An 18335-nucleotide genomic window follows, 5' to 3' on the forward strand; every position below is an offset into this window, starting at 1 on the left:
CTCTCGCTATGCCGCTCGAGAGTGTCATGCTACTCATCGACATGATAGTAAATTTTATTCACCCCCAGCCCTGAACCTACGTTGACTGTCCCGCTGCAGGTGTTGTCGACACACTCGCCCTTGCCGACCCCGATGATATAAATATAGGAAGGATCGCCGACATTCTCCGGCGGCGGAATGATGATCTGCGGCGTGTCCGGCACACGCTCACCCAGTTCTATGTAGAGTTGCTCATAGGTGCGGGTGCCCTTATGCAGATCGAAGACATACAAACGCCCCTCCCCCGAGGCGACACACACATTGGCGTCGGCGGCATTCACAGGAGGTACATAGGAAGTGAAATAGACTTTACCGCCGACGATCAAGCCTGCGGTAAGGCTCTTCTCCCCCACACCGGCAAAATCATAATACCAGCCGAGTTTCTGGCCGAAGGCAATATTTTCACTCTCGGACGAAGGCGCCGCCGAGGTCACATTGTAGAGCTGTGCCAGGGTGATGGGCTCAGGGATGGCATTGACTGTGCCATCGAAGCTGCGGGTCACCACGTTCCTGTCCTGCAGCACATAATACATGTCCGCCACTTCGGTGCCGGACGGATGCGCCCGGTTGCCTGTGCCCACTGTCACGGCATCGTAAGGCACATTTTGATAGCTCTTGGTGACTGTGGAGGTCCCGCCATCGCTGACAGTGACCTCGGAAATATTGCTGAAGACGGTCTGCGCCACCACGGGCTCGGCGAAGAAGCGTCTGTCGCTTGCCGCAGTGCTGCCGCCCAGATCGGCAAACTTAAACCCTGTCCAGGTGGTTTTGTCACTGCCCGGCATATCCATGCGCCACACATAGCCACCTGTATCCGTCGCGTATATCCTGTCGCTGTCGCCATCGTTGTTGCTGTCAAGCACGGCAACCGTGTTGGGGATGCTGTCATCTATGCCCGGCAATTGTGTCACCCCGCTCGCCGCAGTCGGGGCAAAGGTATGCAGCAAGCTGCCTGTCTCGGCATCGACTATATATACCCCGCGACCCGAAGGACTGGCGGAGGGGGTGGCATCATAACTCAGATCATAACCACCGCCGAAGATCAGCACCGGCTTGGTATAACCGGGAATGCGGGTGATCACAGGTTCGCTCCAGCTCTGTCCCAGTTCGGCAAAGCCGCTGGTCTCGGCAGAAATCCGCCACATAAATTTGGGGCTGTCCGGCGTTGTGATATCCAAGGCATAGTAAGAACTGCCGCCGCGACGCATGCCGACAAATAACCACACGGTTTCGACCCCTGAGGCATTGCTCTTGACATAGGCGACCGGGGACGCATCCATGCCGTAGACACTATGGCCACCCGTGGCCTTGTTCTCCCTCAGCTTGTTGATATTGGGCAGCAGCTCATAGGGCATGAAGGCCCATGATTCCGAGACACTGTTGCCTGCGTCTTGAAACATATGCAACAGGCCTTGGTTGGTGCCCAAGATCACCCTGACATCCGGCGTGGTTGGAGAGCCGAAGTTTATTGCCAGGGGTTTGGAGTGCAAGGGATCGCCCATGACATCAGTGCGGACATCCGAGTCTTTGACTTCATCGTCGACGTCATAGCCCTTGAGCCAGCTGAAGCTGTTGTCCAGATCGGTCGTGCCCATATAGGTGGCAAGCTCGGCTTCACCGCCGGCAACGGCTGCCGCATTGGTCTTATTCAGCGCCAGCAAGGCCCCGCCCGTGCCCAGGTTACTGTACAGCACCCTTTGGGCAACACTCTGTTTGAGCTTCGCCGCCGCGCCGCCCAGTTCGACACTGTTACCGTCTTTCACCGAAGTACAATCACTCCAGAAGGTACAGGCGTTATCCTTGATGTTGCCATCGCTGCCTATGGCAGGTATGCCGTTGGCATCGACCAGGGTGCCCGCCGGCGTGACCTTAAGCTTCTTCAGGTTGCCGCTCCATCTGGGCCCCTTGCCCGGCAGGAACATGGCGTAATAGGCGGCGTCGAAGGTCTGGGTTCTATCGAAGTTATTACTGGCGATACTGGGAGAAGTGAAGCTCGAGTCTATCTCGAGGATAGAGGTCAGGGCGTCACTCAATGCATCTTGCAACGCCAGGCTATTCCTGGCGGCAAAGTACTTGCCGCCGCCACGTTTGGCCGTTTCCTGCAACAAGGGCGCGGCATCGTCGGCCCCCGCACTGAAACCTATGGTAAAGGTGCGCACCGTCTGTGGCTGATCTTCGCCGTTGGCATCGTTAACATGGACCAAGTCGTTGTGGTACATGTAACTGGCGAGTGCCGGCAGGCTGCTCGGTGTCGCCAGGCCGGTGCTGAAGCTGGAGTAATCCCCTTCGCTGCTGGCGCCGGACGTCAAGGCGGCAATGGCCGTGTCGGCATGGGAATCCACAGTCGGCACCCCATCTGTCACATAGATGACATAGGCAATCCCTGGGCATACCTGGAAAGGCGACACATAACTGCCGGCGGCTTCTATGCTGGTATCGTAAGGCGGTTGATTGGCCCAATAATTATCGCCGCGCAGGAAATTATAATCCGAGTCTTTATGGCCATAGACTATGGGTTTACCGGCAAAATAATTGTAAGCCTCGAATAAGGTTTCACACAGAGGCGTGTTGGTATCGGCCGGGAGTTTATCTATGGTGGAGAGCAGATCACTCTTGGCGGTGGCAGACATCTGCTTTATGCCTGACACTATGCGGCCGCCATCCCTGTCACCTTCGTATGGGTAATTGAGGTTGAATACCGCCAGACCGAAGTCCACCGAAGGCGTGGTGATGACGATGTTTTTTATCGCCTCCTTGGCAACTTCCAAGCGACTCTGGGGCACCACGGGCAACTGACCGAGTTGTACCAGGGTATACCAGCGCAGGTAGTTGTCCGTATACAGGGTCACAGGCTCGCCCGTACCAAAATTGGTGCTCTTGGCATCGCCTATGGCATTGGCCCAGCTGCTGGCAGGATCCGAGTTGTGGTTATAAGGGTATGCCTTATTGTCTACCTTGAGGGCGTCGACCGGAAAGCCATTGGCTATGCCGGTGGCGTTCGCCGGATCGACCGCTTCTATGTCTTCCCAACAATCTATGATCTCTATGTTGGCACCATTATTTTCCGGTACCTCGATCCAGCTGCCGGTTTTGCCCTTGACGTTGTATTCCCTCAAGAAGCCGGTGAAACGCCCGTATTTATCCAGTGCGGCTTTGCTCTGGTTACAGCCATTGATGGAATCGAGAAAACGTCTGGCTTCGGATGGACTGTCGGGGGTCGGCAAACTGGTATTGTCTATGCCTGAGCCCTTGGTGAAATACAGCATTCGCCCCTGATAGGCATTGGATGAGCCCACTGCCGGATAGACGGTATTGGGATCATAACTGCCGGCGGCATCTTCTTCTATGGTGGCCATGCTGCCGGAGTTATCAAAAATAACCAGTACCTTGGCTCTGGCTCCCGTTCGGGTGGAGGACTCAAACACATAGAGTTCGGTATCATCGGCCCAGCTGAGGGCACAAGTGCCAAGCATGGAAAACAATAAGGCAAATACCAGTCGCTTAGTCATCATCTCTAGATCCTTAATACTTCTTGTTCGATACCCGCAACCACGGTGAGTTGCCCAAGATCGTCACGGCCAAAGGTCGAGCTGCTGCTGATTTCCAGCCGGCGACAGGCGATAAGGTTGGCCGCACTCGCATTGGTGCTGCGCTGACAGCTCACATCCTGCACAGTGCCGTCTTCGGGTAAGGGGGTGATGGTCTGGGTGCCATTGAGCAGGCTGCTCTGGGTCGTTGTCGACATATTGGCCAGGCCGGCGCCCTGATTGCTCGCAATAGCGGCATCCAGGGCACCATTGGCGGCGATGCCCGCCTCAATTCTTTCCGAGCCGGCGCCGGACATGCGCATGGATTGCAGCGAGTTGACGGCCAAGGCAACCCCGATGAGCGTCATGATGATCAGCACTATCAGGGAGAAAAACAGCACTACGCCTTTCTGCTTGTTCATAGTCATTTCCGTTATTTCCGAATAAACACAGGGTTTTCCAACACGACAGTCGTCGACATCACCTTACGGCGAAAGTGATCGTTGGGCGCGGCTATGCTCTTGTCACCCAAGGTGTAGCTGGTGGCGTTGGTATAACTGTTGTCGCTCTGGGTCGAGCGCACCAACAGAAATATCCGCAGCGCCACCAAACGCTGGAACAGCTCGTTATCCCACATCAGACTGCTGACGTTTTCTACCGGCATGAAACTGTCGGCCGTATCATCCCCGTCATTGTCGAAACCATAGAGGATGCGCATATTTTCTATGCCCTCGACCAATTGCTCTTCGGTATTCATGCCACTGCCTGTGGTGAGAATTCTGCGTCTGAGCACGGGAATACCGTCGGCATCGTCTTTGATGAAATACACGTGATGCTGATACTCCCAGACCCGGCTATTCGGCAGAGCCGGAGCCGTGGTGCCACTGAAGAATTCGGCCTGGGTCGAAGTCGCGGCCACATAATAACGCGCCGTACCCAGCGCCGCCGCGGGTGGGCCAATCAAGCGCTTGATCTGCAGCACATCCGTGGCGCTGTTGACATCCCCGGCAGCATTGAGGCAAGACAGGCTGTTGCCGCTCACTCCCGCCTCATAGCCCCATAGACGGCGAAAGTGGGCCGGTTGCGAGTTGGGCAGACTGGCATTGTTCAAGCCGGCGCCGACACAGTCGTTGACCACATTGGCACTGACCTTGGTATTGCTGCCGACCACAAAGTCGGTACCCGTTATGTCGCCCATGAAGCCCAACTGGCTCACGTCCCGCTCCATCAGCGCCAAGGCGATCCTGCCGTTTTCCTGTAACTGGTTGAACTGGCTGGTTGTGGTGACATTGGTCGAGGACATGCTGAACATGGTGAACAGCCCCAGGGTCAGAAACAGGCTGATCACCAAAGCGACCATCAGCTCAACCAGTGACATGCCAACCTGTTTTAGTAATACATAATGCAACTCAGTCACCTATATAATCATGGTATTGACGATGAAGATGCGCCTGCGCTTGGCCAATGCCGTCTTGCCACAATCGCTGGCCTCATAACTGGTATCGCTGCTTTCCCTTATGCCACGCCAGGCAATCACCACCTTCACCAGGGCGTTGGGATAAGTACGCCCATTAAGGGTAGTCGAACTCGTAGTCACACAGGCATAGGGACTGTCCAGGCCGCCAACCAGCTGACTGCCGACGGCCTCGGCCGAGCCGTTGAGCAGCTGCTCCCACTGATACTTGTCCCATGCGGCCGTTTCCGCCGGGGTACACAAACTGGTGGCGCCTATGGCGACATCACAGGCCTTGGCCGGACGCGCCAAGGCACCGGTATAAGTCGCCGCATAGGCAGTCAACTGTCCCCGGTTGAGCTTCATGCGATTGACTATATCCTTGGCATAATAAGACGCCTGGGTCTGCTGGAAGGATTCGAAGCTGCCCCGCTTGGCGACCAAGTGCAGGTTGAAGATGCCGATCAGGCCAATCACGAGTATGACCAGGGCGATCAAAACCTCTATGAGGGAGAAGCCATTTTGCTGCTTGCTCCCGGGTGTCAAACATTCCATTTTAGTCATAATATTGACGTACAAACCTTCTATAAGCTCATGAAAAATGGCGATAAAAGCACTATAAAGGTTAATGGTAGTTTAGTCGAATGTAACCTGCCAGTAACATGGTGTTTTATTATGTTTGCGAGGCTTAGCGAATGAATTTTCAGCAAAAAAAAAAAGAGGCCAGGGCCTCTTTTTTTTAACTGAAAACTGAGAAATGACTTATCTGAGTTCGGCCGGCACGGCGAAGACGGTATCTTCCTTGCGTCCCTCGACCTCGGTTACCACGCTCGGAGCCAGTTTGGCTATGGCCTGAACCACCTGCTGCACCAACACCTCGGGGGCAGAAGCCCCGGCGGTGACCGCGACCCTGTTGATCCCCTCGAACCAGGCGGCTTCGATATCCGCCTCGGTATCGACCAGATAGGCGGCCGTGCCCGTCTTTTGCGCCAACTCCCGCAGACGGTTCGAGTTGGAGCTATTCTTCGAGCCCACCACTATCAGGAGATCCACATCCGCCGACATGCTGCGGACCGCATCCTGGCGGTTCTGGGTGGCATAACAGATATCATCCTTGCGCGGGCCTTCGATAGCAGGAAAACGGCGTTGCAGTGCGGCTATGATGTCCAAGGTATCATCGACCGAAAGTGTGGTCTGAGTGACGAAACACAAGTTGTCAGGATCTTTCACCTCGAGCGCGTCGACATCCGCCGGCGACTCGATCAGATAGACGCCGCCGGCTGGGTTATCGTATTGCCCCATGGTGCCTTCGACTTCGGGATGCCCCTCATGGCCGATCAAGATGCACTCGATTCCCTTGCGACTGGCGCGGGTGACCTGCAGATGCACCTTGGTCACCAAGGGACAAGTGGCGTCGAATACCTTCAAACCCCGCTGCTTGGCTTCGGCCCTGACGGCCTGTGATACCCCGTGGGCGCTGAAGATCACTATGCTGTCATCCGGCACCTGCTCCAGTTCATCGACAAACACGGCGCCGCGATCTTTCAGATTCTGGACCACATAACGGTTATGCACCACTTCATGGCGCACATAGATGGGTGGCGAAAACAGCTCGAGTGCCCGTTCGACTATGCTGATGGCCCTGTCGACCCCGGCGCAGAAACCGCGGGGATTGGCCAGAAGTATATTCAGGCTAGGGCTGCTGGGAGCTTGCTTGGGATCGATAGTCATAGTTAGAGTACCTGTACCACTTCCAACTCGAAGGTCACAGTCCGCCCCGCCAGAGGATGGTTGAGATCCACTGTGACCGAACTTCCCGCGACTTCACGCACTATGCCGGGTATTTCACTGCCACCCGGGCCGGCGAAACTCACTATCACCCCGGCTTCCAGCTTCATGTCCGCCGGAAAACGGCTCTTGTCCATATGATGAATGGCATCCGGATTCGCTTCGCCGAACGCATCCTTGGCGGCCAAGGTAAAGCTATGTTTAGCCCCCTCGTCCAGGCCCGCAAGTTCGGCTTCGAACGCCGGGCTCAGGCTGCCATCGCCCAGGTTCAGGCGGGCCGGCTTACCGGACGCCTTGGTGCTGTCGGCGGTAGAGCCGTCTTCGAGCACTATGTTCATGTGGCATATCAATGCAGATGTTGCTGTCACTTAATTTACTCCTGGCCCCTTGGGCTCGCCATTGTGCGCCGGCTTGCCGGCAACCAGGGCGTCCCAGATGATCAAGGCCGCACCTATGCAGATGGCAGAATCGGCAATATTAAACGCCGGGTAATGGCTGCGGCCCCAATACACATCGATAAAGTCGACCACGAAACCATGCATCAAGCGGTCGACCAGATTTCCCAGGGCGCCGCCTATGACCAAGGTATAGGCCAGGTTCAGGCGCCACAGGCCAGCGGCTTGCTTACGCAACCAGATGCTGAGAATGGCGGTGAACCCCAGGGCAATCAGGGTAAACAGCCAGCGCTGCCAGCCGCCGGCGTCACTCAAGAAGCTGAAGGCCGCGCCATAGTTGCGCACATAGGTGAAATTGAAGCCGGGTAACAGCTGCAGCGACTCGTGCAGCTCGAAACCCTTCAAGACCCATTGCTTGGACAGCTGATCGGCAATAAACACCAATGCCACCATCCAATACCAACGCAGGCCACTGTCTTTCCAACTCGATGGCATACTCATACCTTAGGCAAACTCACGCTGTTCGCCGGCACCTTCAATGTTGGTGACACAGCGTTGACATAATGTTGGGTGTGCATCGATAGTGCTCACCTCTTCTCTGTGGTGCCAGCAGCGCTCACACTTGGCCGCTTCGCTCTTGGTCACCACCAACTTCAAGGCGCCCAGCTCCGTCTCGGCCGCATTGTCCGGCGCCGAAGCCAGAGGCAACACTGAGGCGCTTGAGGTCAAGAGCACAAATCTGAGTTCATCGCCTATCTTGGCCAGCTCGGCGGCCAGGGCTGCGTCGGCATACAAGCTGACTTCGGCCTCCAACGAACCGCCGATACGCTTATCGCGGCGCGCCTGCTCTATCACCTTGTTGACTTCGGTACGCACCGCCAGCAGTTGCTGCCAATAGTCATCACTCAAGTCTGTGGCCAGCGTGACCGACTCCAGACCCTGATACCATTCCTGGGTAAACACATAGGCCGCGCGCTCGCCCGGCAGCAGCTGCCAGATTTCATCCGCGGTGAAGCTCAGGATTGGCGCTATCCAGCGCACCATGGCCTCGGCGATGTGATACAGGGCAGACTGACAGCTACGACGGGCATGACCTTCCTGCTTAGCCGTGTATTGTCTGTCTTTGATGATATCCAGATAGAAGCTGCCCAGCTCGACCGAGCAGAACTGCATCAATTTTTGGGTCACCTGATGGAAGTTGTACTGCTCATAGGCTTCCAACAACTCCTGTTGCAGCGCGGCCGCGCGGCGCACCACCCAACGGTCCAGCGCCACCATGTCCTCGACCGCAACCATGTCTTTCACAGGGTCGAAACCGTTGAGGTTCGCCAGCAAGAAACGCGCCGTGTTACGGATACGGCGATAGGCATCGGCACTGCGGTTGAGGATCTCATCCGAGACAGTCATCTCACCGCTGTAGTCGGTGGCCGCCACCCAGAGACGCAGAATATCGGCGCCCAGCTTGTTGGTCACAGTCTGCGGCGCTATCACGTTGCCGACAGACTTGGACATCTTGCGGCCCTTACCATCGACGGTAAAACCATGGGTCAGCACTTGCTTATAAGGCGCCTTGCCATTCATGGCGGTGGAGATCATCAGGGATGACATGAACCAGCCGCGGTGTTGATCGCTGCCTTCCAGATACAAGTCTATCTCATGGCCCTGGAATTCGGGACGCGCGGCAACCACAGACGAGAAGGTCGAACCCGAGTCGTACCAGACGTCCAGGGTATCTGTCACCTTGCGATATTGCTCGGCTTCGTCGCCAAGCAACTCGGCTTCGTCCAGATCCCACCAGGCCTGGATGCCCTGCTGTTCGATGCGATGTGCCACCCGCTCCATCAGGGACACGCTGTCCGGATGCAGCTCTTCCGTCTCACGGTGTACGAACAGGGTGATAGGCACGCCCCAGGTACGCTGACGCGAGATACACCAGTCGGGGCGGTTCTCGACCATCTTCTCGATACGGCTCTGGCCCCAATCCGGGATCCACTGGGTATTGTCTATTTCCTTCAACGCCTGGGCACGCAAGCCATGGTTGTCCATGGAGATGAACCACTGAGGTGTGGCGCGGAAGATGATTGGCGTCTTGTGGCGCCAGCAATGAGGGTAGCTGTGACGATAGGCCACATGGTGCAACAGAGTGCCCTTCTCTTTCAGCAGTGCGACCACATTGTCGTTGGCCTTGAACACATGCTGACCGGCGAAGATCTCTGTGTCCGGCTTATAGACGCCGTTATCGCCAACCGGGTTGGCGACTTCCAGGCCGTATTTCTGTCCGACCACGAAGTCGTCCTGACCATGGCCAGGTGCGGTATGCACTATGCCGGTACCCGCATCCGTAGTGACGTGCTCGCCTAAAATGGCAGGCACATCGAAGGCGTAGAAAGGATGCTTGAAGCGCAGCAGCTCGAGCTCGCTGCCCTTGGCCTGGCCCAGGATGCTATGACGTTCGGCGCCATAACGCTCGAGACAGGCTTCGACCAATACCTCGGCCAAGATCAACGCCTGGGTCACACCTTCTTTTTCGAATTCGACCAGGCTGTAGTCCAGCTCAGGGCTCAGGGATAAGCCGCGGTTGGCAGGCAGAGTCCAGGGAGTGGTGGTCCAGATCACCATAGACACAGGGTGTGCGTAATCACTTACCTTGAACTTGGCCAGCACAGCAGCCTTGTCGGCGGCGCCAAAGGCGACGTCGATAGCTGGGGATGTCTTGTCCTCGTATTCCACTTCGGCTTCCGCCAGGGCCGAACCACAATCGGTACACCAATGCACAGGCTTGACGCCCTTATGCAAGTGACCGCTCGCTATTACCTTGGCGAGCGAGCGCACTATGTTGGCTTCGGTGGCAAAATCCATGGTCAGGTAGGGATTATTCCAGTCACCCAGCACCCCCAAACGAATGAAGTCGTCACGCTGACCATCGACCTGCGTGGCGGCGTATTTGCGACATTCTTCACGGAACTCGGCGGCGGATATCTTCTGCCCAGGCTTGCCGACTTTCTGTTCGACCTTGAGTTCTATGGGCAAGCCGTGACAATCCCAACCCGGCACATAAGGGGCGTCGAAACCCGACATAGTCTTGGATTTGACTATGATGTCTTTGAGAATTTTGTTAACTGAGTGACCTATATGAATACTGCCATTCGCATAAGGAGGGCCATCATGCAAAATAAAGGGCTTACGGCCAATACGACTCTCACGGATCTGTTGATACAGTCCGTCCTGGGTCCAGCGAGTTAACATTTCTGGCTCGCGATTGGCCAAATTACCGCGCATCGGAAACTCGGTTTCCGGCAAATTCAAAGTAAATTTATAGTCGCTCATTGATCCTATACCGTTAATTAAGCTGATAACCTCAGCCTGCATCATTGCCAAACAAGGCTCTGGCCTCATTTGCATCATTCAAAATTTGTTGTTTCAACGCCTCCAGGGACTCGAAGGGTTGCTCTTCGCGCAGCTTAGCCACCAACTCCACTTCTACCCTGCGACCATAGAGATCGCCGTCGAAATCAAACAAGTGCACCTCGAGCAAACACTCCTGGCCATTGACCGTCGGCCTGAAACCTATGTTGGCCATGCCTTCATACACTTCGCTGCCATCCCAAAAGAAACGCACCGCAAACACCCCACGCACAGGCACTACATTGCGTTTGAGGGCTATGTTGGCCGTGGGGAACCCCAAGGTTCGCCCCAGTTTCTGCCCATGAGCCACTCTCCCGCTCAGGGTAAAAGGGTGCCCCAGCATGCGCCTGGCTTGCTCCAGGTTGCCCTTTGCCAACTGCTCCCGCACCGCTGTCGAGCTGACCCGCTGATCGCCGAGCATGAAACTCTGGGTGTTCACCACGGTAAAACCGTACTTCCTACCCGCCTGGTGCAGCATCTCAAAATTGCCGCGACGGCCCTTACCGAAACAAAAATCGTCGCCGACAACCAGGTACTTAACCCCCAGCTTGTTGACCAGCAACTCCTGGATAAAATCCTCGGCCGGCTGATTGGCAAACTTGGCATTGAAGTTAACACACACTAACCTCTCGACCCCGAGTTCGTCGAGCAACATGACCTTGTCACGCAATCGGCTCAAACGGGCTGGTGCATTTTCGCCACAGAACAATTCCTGCGGTTGAGGCTCGAACGTCATCAGGGTGACAGGCAAATTGTAAAGCTCACCCTTGCTCACCAGATTGGCTATCACCTGCGCGTGACCACGATGGACACCATCGAAGTTACCTATGGTCAACACACAACCTTTGTGTGCCGGCAAAATATTGTGTATTCCGCGGATTAATTCCATGACTTTATACGGCTGCCAAACCCAAATCGGCCGATTATATAACAGCTAACGTTGAGAATCAGCACTCAAACTCCAGGTTTCATCTTCCAGGGACGGATACCGAGCAACAACAGACTCAGAATGTAGCTCAAGGCACCCGTAAAAATCAGGCCGGCTAAGGCCATGGCACGCTCTGCCAACTGCCATTGCAGCCATGCGGACAGAGGCGGCGTCAGATAATACAAGACTAACACCATCATCAGGGTCGCCACTACGGCTTTTATGAAAAACCTCAGCGTTTGGCCGCCGACGCGGTAGATACCGGCCAAGTGCAGGCCGCGGTACAGGAGTCCGGCATTGAGCAGCGCCGACATGGAAGTGGCAATCGCCAGGCCGACATAACCGAAGGGAATGGCAAATACCAGATTCAGTCCCATGTTGCTCACCATGGCTATGATGCCATAGCGCACCGGTGTCCTGGTATCCTGGCGCGAGTAATAACCGGGGGCGAGCACCTTGACCAACATGAAACTGAGCAAGCCACTGCCATAGGCCATCAAGCTGTAGGATGCCATGGTGACATCCGCTTCAGAAAAGGCCCCACGCATAAAGAGCACCATCAACATGGGTTTGGCCAACAGGATAAGCCCGAACATGGCGGGCAAGCCCAACAACAAAATGGTTTCAATGCCCCACTCCAGGGTGCGGCTGAAGCCGGCACCCTCGGCATTGACATGCTTGCGCGACAGTGCCGGCAGGATCACGGTCGCGATCGCTATACCGAAGAGCCCAAGGGGGAACTCCAACAAACGGTCGGAATAATAGAGCCAGCTGATAGAGCCCGTCATCAGGAAGCTGGCGATGAAAGTATCGAACAGCAAGTTGATCTGGGAAACCGACACGCCGAACAAGGCCGGCAGCATCAGGGTGCGGATCTTCACCACCCCCGGGTGCTGCCAGCCCCAGGAAGGCTTGACCAGGGCTTTCTCCCCTAAGAGAAACGGGATCTGGAACAGGAATTGAATCACGCCACCGAAAAATACCCCCCAGGCCAGGCCTATCTCGGGGCGGGCCATATTCGGCGCCATATAGAGGGCGGCGGCTATGATGGCGACGTTCAGGAAGACCGGGGTGAAGGCGGATACCGCAAAGCGACCCCGGGTGTTCAAGATAGACCCGGCCAAGGCGGTGAAGGTGATGAACCAGAGATAGGGAAAGGTGATCTTCAGCATCAGCGATGCCAATTCAAATTTGGCCCCATTGGGCTCATCATTCAGCCAGGCCAGGAACCAACCGCCACCGAATAAGGCCGACAGTATCGGCGATCCCAGCACACCGAACAGGGTCACCAGGGTCACCATCAAGCCTAAGGTACCTGCGACTTTACTGAGCAACTCCCTGGTTGCCTCCGGTGTGTGTTTCTCCTGGTATTCGGTTAATACAGGCACGAAAGCCTGAGCGAAGGCCCCTTCGGCGAACAGGCGGCGTAAAAAATTGGGGATTTTATTCGCGAAGAAAAAAACATCTGCACTGCTGCCTGCGCCCATTAAGTTGGCAATCACCACATCACGAACCAGGCCTAAAACACGTGAAATCAAGGTCATAGCACTAACTATCATGCCAGACCGCATTAATTTTTTACTCAAACGACCCCCAGAACTTCGCCGGATTTCTTCGGCGATTTATGGCAAAAATTCGACCCTGGCTCTGTCACACGGCGGGAATTGCTGCTAGAATTGCGCCACATATTACACGAGTTGGGTTGAAGATCGCCAAGCTGGTTGGATTAATTTATCTTTATGATGATTATTCAATCATAGTCGTTGACAAAGTGACTAAAAGCAGGCATAGTCCTCGGCCTTTAAAAGTATCAAATCCAGTTTTTAGGAGTTGCACCTTGGCTAATAGCAAGTCTGCAAAGAAGCGCGCGCTTCAATCTGAAAAGCGTCGTCAGCATAACGCCAGCCGTCGCTCAATGTTACGTACATACGTTAAAAAAGTAATCGCTGCAATTAAAGCAGGTGATCACAAAGTAGCAACAGAAGCTTTTGCTGCTGCACAACCTATAGTTGACCGTATGGCTGCTAAAGGTCTTATTCACAAGAATAAGGCTGCACGTCATAAGGCTCGCCTAAACGCTAAGATCAAAGCACTGGCTGCTTAATCGTTATTAGCGAATGAAAAAAACCGGCTTAGGCCGGTTTTTTTATGCCTGTTTTTCATCATCCCAAGCCGATAGCCCCACATTCACTGCTGCACGCCCAGCTGCAGACGCATTTACAGTCTTACATACTGGCTTACAGTCGGAGCCGGGACAGGGCGTCGACTTTTTGTTAGATTATCCGGCGGATAAAACCGCATCTAACTCAGTATCAGCGAATAACAAGAATCAAGGACATGCATGAAGCATTACAGAATGAGCTTATTAGCGAGCCTGCTGGCCGCGAACCTCTTTGGCTGCCAAGTACAGTCGAGTAACACCCACAATGCACCTCAAGCGGCGCCGGCGCCCGTCGCCTTGTTGCAACAGCAAGCCCTGGCCTCGGACCTTGGCTACTCCTTGGTCGAATCACTGACGGTGGAAGTCGGTCCACGTCTGGCCGGCAGCGATAAAGATCTGGTCGCCGTCGAATGGGCCGAGAGCAAACTCAGGGAACTCGGCTTCGATCGCGTCTACAAGGAAGCGGTACAAGTCCCGGTATGGAATCGCGGTGAAGCCAAGGCCAGCATAGTCGCGCCTTTCCCCCAACCTTTGGTCATTACCGCCCTCGGCGGCAGCGTAGGCACCCCTGAGGCAGGCATTCAGGCCGGCATAGTCCGCTTCGACAGTTTGGCGGCGCTACAGGCAGCCAACGAAGCCGAGGTCGCGGGTAAGATTGTCTTCATAGATCAAAAAACAGAACGCCACATCACGGGTGAAGGCTATGGCAAGAGCGTAGGCGGTCGCAGCCAGGGGGCCGTCGAAGCGGCCAAGAAAGGCGCTGTCGCCCTGGTGATACGCTCCATAGGCACAGATCATGACCGTATGCCACATACAGGCATGATGCATTACCAGGATGACATCAGCAGAATTCCGGCGGCGGCCATGTCCGCTCCGGATGCCGACTTGGTCGATGCCATGCTGGCACGCGATCCCCATGTGGTGTTGTCGCTCAAGATGTCGCCGAGCAGCCAGGGATTTGCCACCTCTTATAACGTGATTGCCGAAGTGACGGGCAGTTCGAAACCCGAGGAAATCGTCTTGCTCGGCGCACACCTTGACTCATGGGATCAGGGCACGGGTGCCATAGATGACGGTGCCGGGGTCGCCATAGTCACGGCCGCGGCCAAACTCATACAGGATCTGCCCCAAAAGCCTGCCCGCACCGTCAGGGTCGTGCTCTTTGCCGCCGAAGAAATAGGCCTCTTGGGTGGCAAGGCTTATATCCAGGCCCATAAGCAGGAGCTGGCGAAACATTACATGGCGGCGGAGTCCGACTTCGGCGCCGGAAAGATCTATCGGATGGATGTGAATGTCGCAGCAACGGCCTTGGATGAAGTAAAGGCTCTCGCGGCGCCCATGGCCAACAACGGGGTGGCATTCGGCGACAACGGCGCCTCAGGTGGTTCTGAGGTGTCCATGCTGCCGGCACAAGGGGTGCCTGTCGCCTCACCCAGGCAAGATGGTACAGACTACTTCGATTACCATCACACCCCCAACGATACCCTGGATAAGATAGATGCTGCGGCGCTGGCACAGAATATCGCCGCCTATGCCCAGTTTGCCTATTTGATGGCCGACTCCAGGCTTCAGCTCAGACCTATCCTCTCCCAAGACGCCCAGGAGTAACCCGACGGCTTGTCGGCAAGATAAAAAAGCAGCCTAAGGCTGCTTTTTTATCTCTCCAGTGCTTATCTGCTCCGCATGCCCGGCTATTGTTCCTCTCTCAAGAAGGTAGGCTGCGCCGGCGTCGACTCTTCCTGGCTGTAGTAATAACCGCCGCCAGTAAATTGCTGTAACTGCTCGAGTGAATTGACACCCTGGGTGATGAGGTATCTTGCCATCATGCCGCGAGCCCGTTTGGCAAAGAAACTGATCACCTTATACTGGCCATTCTTCCTGTCCTTGAATACCGGCGTGATCAAACGCGCCTGCAGCTGTTTGCTCTTAACCGCCTTGAAGTACTCATTGGAGGCGAGGTTAACCAGCATGTCATCGCCCTGGGCGGCCACTGCGTTATCAACCTCATGGGTGATGCTGTCACCCCAGAACTCGTACAGGTTCTTTCCCCTGGGATTGGCAAGGGCAGTCCCCATCTCCAGCCGGTAAGGCTGCATCAGATCCAATGGCTTGAGTAAGCCATACAAGCCCGACAGGATACGCAGATGCCGCTGCGCCGCAGTGAGCTCCGAGTCCGTGAGCGAATCTGCATCCAGGCCAGTGTATACATCGCCGCGAAAGGCGAAGATGGCCTGCTTGGCATTCTCGAAGGAGAATTCGGGTTGCCATTGGGCAAATCTGGCCGCGTTCAAACCGGCAATCTTATCGCTCACCTTCATCAGCGAGCCTATGTCCTGGGGGCTGAGTCGACGGCAGACAGAGATTAACTCCTGGCTCTGATCTATGAAGTCGGGCTCGGTGTGTCTCTGGGTAATTGGGGGATGTTCAAAATCCAATGTTTTCGCCGGTGAAACCAATACCAACATCTAAGACTCCGCTCGTAAGGCGTTAAACAATGCCCCTATGATATCTTCTGGGCATAAAAAAACCACGCATTAAGTTGCGTGGTTTTTCCGAATGCCCGGATAGACTCAGGCTGTTAGCACCGGATATCAGGTATTGAGCGGACGCTCGAGCTGCTCAGCAGGACTCAAATCCTCGCCATCCGTCCATATGCTGCCATCCAATTGCTCCCTCAGTTCGGGAAACTTGCGTGGGTCAAACTCGGGAATGGTCCCCGCATTCAGTTGCTCACGATAGTCATTGATGACACGAATAGCCAGTCCGGACAAGAGCAACAGCGCCACTATGTTCACCGTCGCCATCAAGCCCATGGACACATCGGCAAGATCCCAAACCAGGCTAATCTTGGCCATGGCACCAAACATCACCATTGCCAGTACACACAGGCGAAACAAGGGTAAGGCCTTCTTGCTGTTGCCCGACAAGAACATCACATTGGTCTCGGCGTAGGAGTAATTGGCGATGATAGAAGTAAAGCAGAACAGGAAAATGGCGACCGCAATGAAAGCCCCGCCCCAATCGCCGACATGGCTGGACAAGGCCCCGATTGTCATTCGGATACCGTCATCTGTCGAGCCCAGATCACCCGACAGCAGGATAATGGCCGCGGTCGCGGTACAGATCACTATAGTGTCGACAAAGACGCCGAACATCTGCACGAAGCCCTGTGAGGCAGGATGATTGGGCGTAGGTGAGGCACTGGCCGCCACATTCGCGGCGCTGCCCATACCAGCTTCGTTGGAAAACAACCCCCGTGCGATGCCGGCCTGCATGGCTTGGGCGACACTGTATGCCACGCCACCCGCGGCGGCTTCTTGCCAACCGAAGGCACTCTTGAAAACCAGGCTGAATATTGCGGGGATCTGCTCCAGATTGCTCATCACCACCATGAAAGCCACTAAGATATAGGCCAGCGCCATCACAGGAACCAAGATCTCGGACACCCTGGCCACCTTACGCATGCCGCCTGTGATGACAAAACCACTGAAGACGACCAAGGCAAGACCCACATACATGGGGTTGAAACCGAAGACTTTATCCATGGCACCTGTAATGGTGTTGGCTTGGACGGCATTGAAGACCAGGCCGAAGGCGAGGATCAGGAACAGGGAAAACAAGATCCCCATCCAGCGCTGCCCCAGGCCCTTCTCCATGTAATAGGCCGGCCCGCCACGGAATTGGCCGTCGCTGTCCTTCACCTTATAAATTTGAGCCAATGTCGACTCTATCATGGCCGTCGCCATCCCCAGTACGGCAATAAGCCACATCCAGAAGACGGCGCCGGGTCCGGCAGCCCCTATGGCAACCGCAACCCCGGCCATGTTACCAGCGCCGACGCGGGCCGCCATGCTGGTACAGAAAACCTGAAACGATGACAGGCCACTCTCACAGCCGTCACGGCTCATGGCGAGCACTTTAATCGAATGACCGAAATGGGTTAGCTGAATGAATGCCAACCTGAGGGTGAAATACAAACCGGCTCCCACCAGCCCATATACCAACAACTTGCCCCAAAGCAGCGCATTAAGAAAATTAACTATGGTTTCTAACATATTATTCTACTTCTTCCCGTAACAAATCCCGCCCTGGCGCGTGCCTGAACGACATTGGTGGTGAATGAATTCTTCTCATCTAACCTGGTGAATAGCGGCTGATTTATCTTTTAAGTTCTACATCCGCGATCGGCAACGCCGAAATTCAAGCCATGGCGCCGCTAACCGGTCAGCAAAATAGCACAGTATTCGAAGCAGCCCATGTGATCAAGATCACACAAGAGCATTTGGGCAACATTCAAACAGAGCAAAATACACAAGTCTAAGTCGTTGTTAAAATTGTATTAACAATAACGCTACCCGGTTAATCTCCTCAGTTCCGGACCCAAACATCCAATCAAGCGATATCCGACATTAAGGAGCTTAGCGACAGGTCAGTCCCGACGGCCTCCAGTCCAAGAGGCATTAAACCAAACCAAGCCTACACTAGGCCCAGGTTGACGGCAAACCCGGCGCGCACCCCGACCCAAGATAAGGGTCCCCTTGCATAAGTTGTCACTCCGTCCTGTTCGACTTGAATTGGTTTTATGTAAACATTTGGTTTTCAAAGCGTAACAATATGCTGTTTTAATGAAATATTTCAG

Annotated in this window: 14 protein-coding genes; 2 read left to right on the forward strand and 12 right to left on the reverse strand. The window is 55.1% G+C overall.

The genetic code is table 11. The features are described from left to right. Window positions 1-29: 29 nt before the first annotated feature. From LZP73_RS03490 to murJ, 10 genes are all read right to left on the reverse strand, one after another. Window positions 30-3551 (reverse strand): pilus assembly protein, encoded by a 3522-nt coding sequence (locus tag LZP73_RS03490; protein WP_234233072.1) that lies wholly within the window; start codon window positions 3549-3551, stop codon window positions 30-32. A gap of 2 nt (window positions 3552-3553) precedes the next feature. Then, complete coding sequence (locus tag LZP73_RS03495) at window positions 3554-3988, reverse strand: pilus assembly PilX family protein (protein ID WP_234233073.1); 435 nt, start codon at window positions 3986-3988, stop codon at window positions 3554-3556. Window positions 3989-3999: 11 nt separating this feature from the next. Beyond that, on the reverse strand, window positions 4000-4944 hold the full coding sequence (locus LZP73_RS03500; protein WP_234233074.1) for a PilW family protein: 945 nt from the start codon (window positions 4942-4944) through the stop codon (window positions 4000-4002). 39 nt (window positions 4945-4983) lie between these two features. Continuing rightward, complete coding sequence (gene pilV, locus LZP73_RS03505; RefSeq protein WP_234233075.1) at window positions 4984-5583, reverse strand: type IV pilus modification protein PilV; 600 nt, start codon at window positions 5581-5583, stop codon at window positions 4984-4986. 198 nt (window positions 5584-5781) lie between these two features. Further along, a complete protein-coding gene (gene ispH, locus LZP73_RS03510; RefSeq protein ID WP_234233335.1) occupies window positions 5782-6711 on the reverse strand; it encodes a 4-hydroxy-3-methylbut-2-enyl diphosphate reductase in 930 nt (309 codons plus the stop codon). Between the two features lie 41 nt (window positions 6712-6752). Next, on the reverse strand, window positions 6753-7175 hold the full coding sequence (gene fkpB / locus LZP73_RS03515; RefSeq protein WP_234233076.1) for an FKBP-type peptidyl-prolyl cis-trans isomerase: 423 nt from the start codon (window positions 7173-7175) through the stop codon (window positions 6753-6755). Next, window positions 7176-7697: a signal peptidase II gene (gene lspA / locus LZP73_RS03520; protein ID WP_169563436.1), complete on the reverse strand. Its 522-nt coding sequence runs from the start codon at window positions 7695-7697 to the stop codon at window positions 7176-7178. 9 nt (window positions 7698-7706) lie between these two features. After that, the gene (gene ileS / locus LZP73_RS03525; RefSeq protein ID WP_234233077.1) at window positions 7707-10529 is read right to left on the reverse strand and encodes an isoleucine--tRNA ligase; all 2823 of its coding nucleotides are present in this window, start codon (window positions 10527-10529) and stop codon (window positions 7707-7709) included. 31 nt (window positions 10530-10560) lie between these two features. Further along, a complete protein-coding gene (ribF, locus tag LZP73_RS03530) occupies window positions 10561-11496 on the reverse strand; it encodes a bifunctional riboflavin kinase/FAD synthetase (RefSeq protein WP_234233078.1) in 936 nt (311 codons plus the stop codon). Between the two features lie 65 nt (window positions 11497-11561). Then, on the reverse strand, window positions 11562-13121 hold the full coding sequence (murJ, locus tag LZP73_RS03535) for a murein biosynthesis integral membrane protein MurJ (RefSeq protein WP_234233079.1): 1560 nt from the start codon (window positions 13119-13121) through the stop codon (window positions 11562-11564). Between the two features lie 251 nt (window positions 13122-13372). On the opposite strand from murJ, the gene rpsT reads away from it, so the two are divergent. Both rpsT and LZP73_RS03545 read left to right on the forward strand, forming a co-directional pair. After that, complete coding sequence (rpsT, locus tag LZP73_RS03540; protein WP_169563638.1) at window positions 13373-13639, forward strand: 30S ribosomal protein S20; 267 nt, start codon at window positions 13373-13375, stop codon at window positions 13637-13639. A gap of 237 nt (window positions 13640-13876) precedes the next feature. Continuing rightward, on the forward strand, window positions 13877-15304 hold the full coding sequence (locus tag LZP73_RS03545) for a M20/M25/M40 family metallo-hydrolase (protein ID WP_234233080.1): 1428 nt from the start codon (window positions 13877-13879) through the stop codon (window positions 15302-15304). A gap of 83 nt (window positions 15305-15387) precedes the next feature. Here the strand turns inward: LZP73_RS03545 and yaaA are convergent, their stop codons facing one another. Further along, window positions 15388-16161 (reverse strand): peroxide stress protein YaaA, encoded by a 774-nt coding sequence (gene yaaA, locus LZP73_RS03550; RefSeq protein WP_234233081.1) that lies wholly within the window; start codon window positions 16159-16161, stop codon window positions 15388-15390. A gap of 126 nt (window positions 16162-16287) precedes the next feature. After that, on the reverse strand, window positions 16288-17751 hold the full coding sequence (locus LZP73_RS03555; RefSeq protein WP_234233082.1) for an alanine/glycine:cation symporter family protein: 1464 nt from the start codon (window positions 17749-17751) through the stop codon (window positions 16288-16290). Window positions 17752-18335: the final 584 nt, after the last annotated feature.

Origin of the sequence: Shewanella sp. AS16, assembly GCF_021412365.1 — a bacterium.
GTDB classification, from domain to species: domain Bacteria; phylum Pseudomonadota; class Gammaproteobacteria; order Enterobacterales; family Shewanellaceae; genus Shewanella; species Shewanella salipaludis.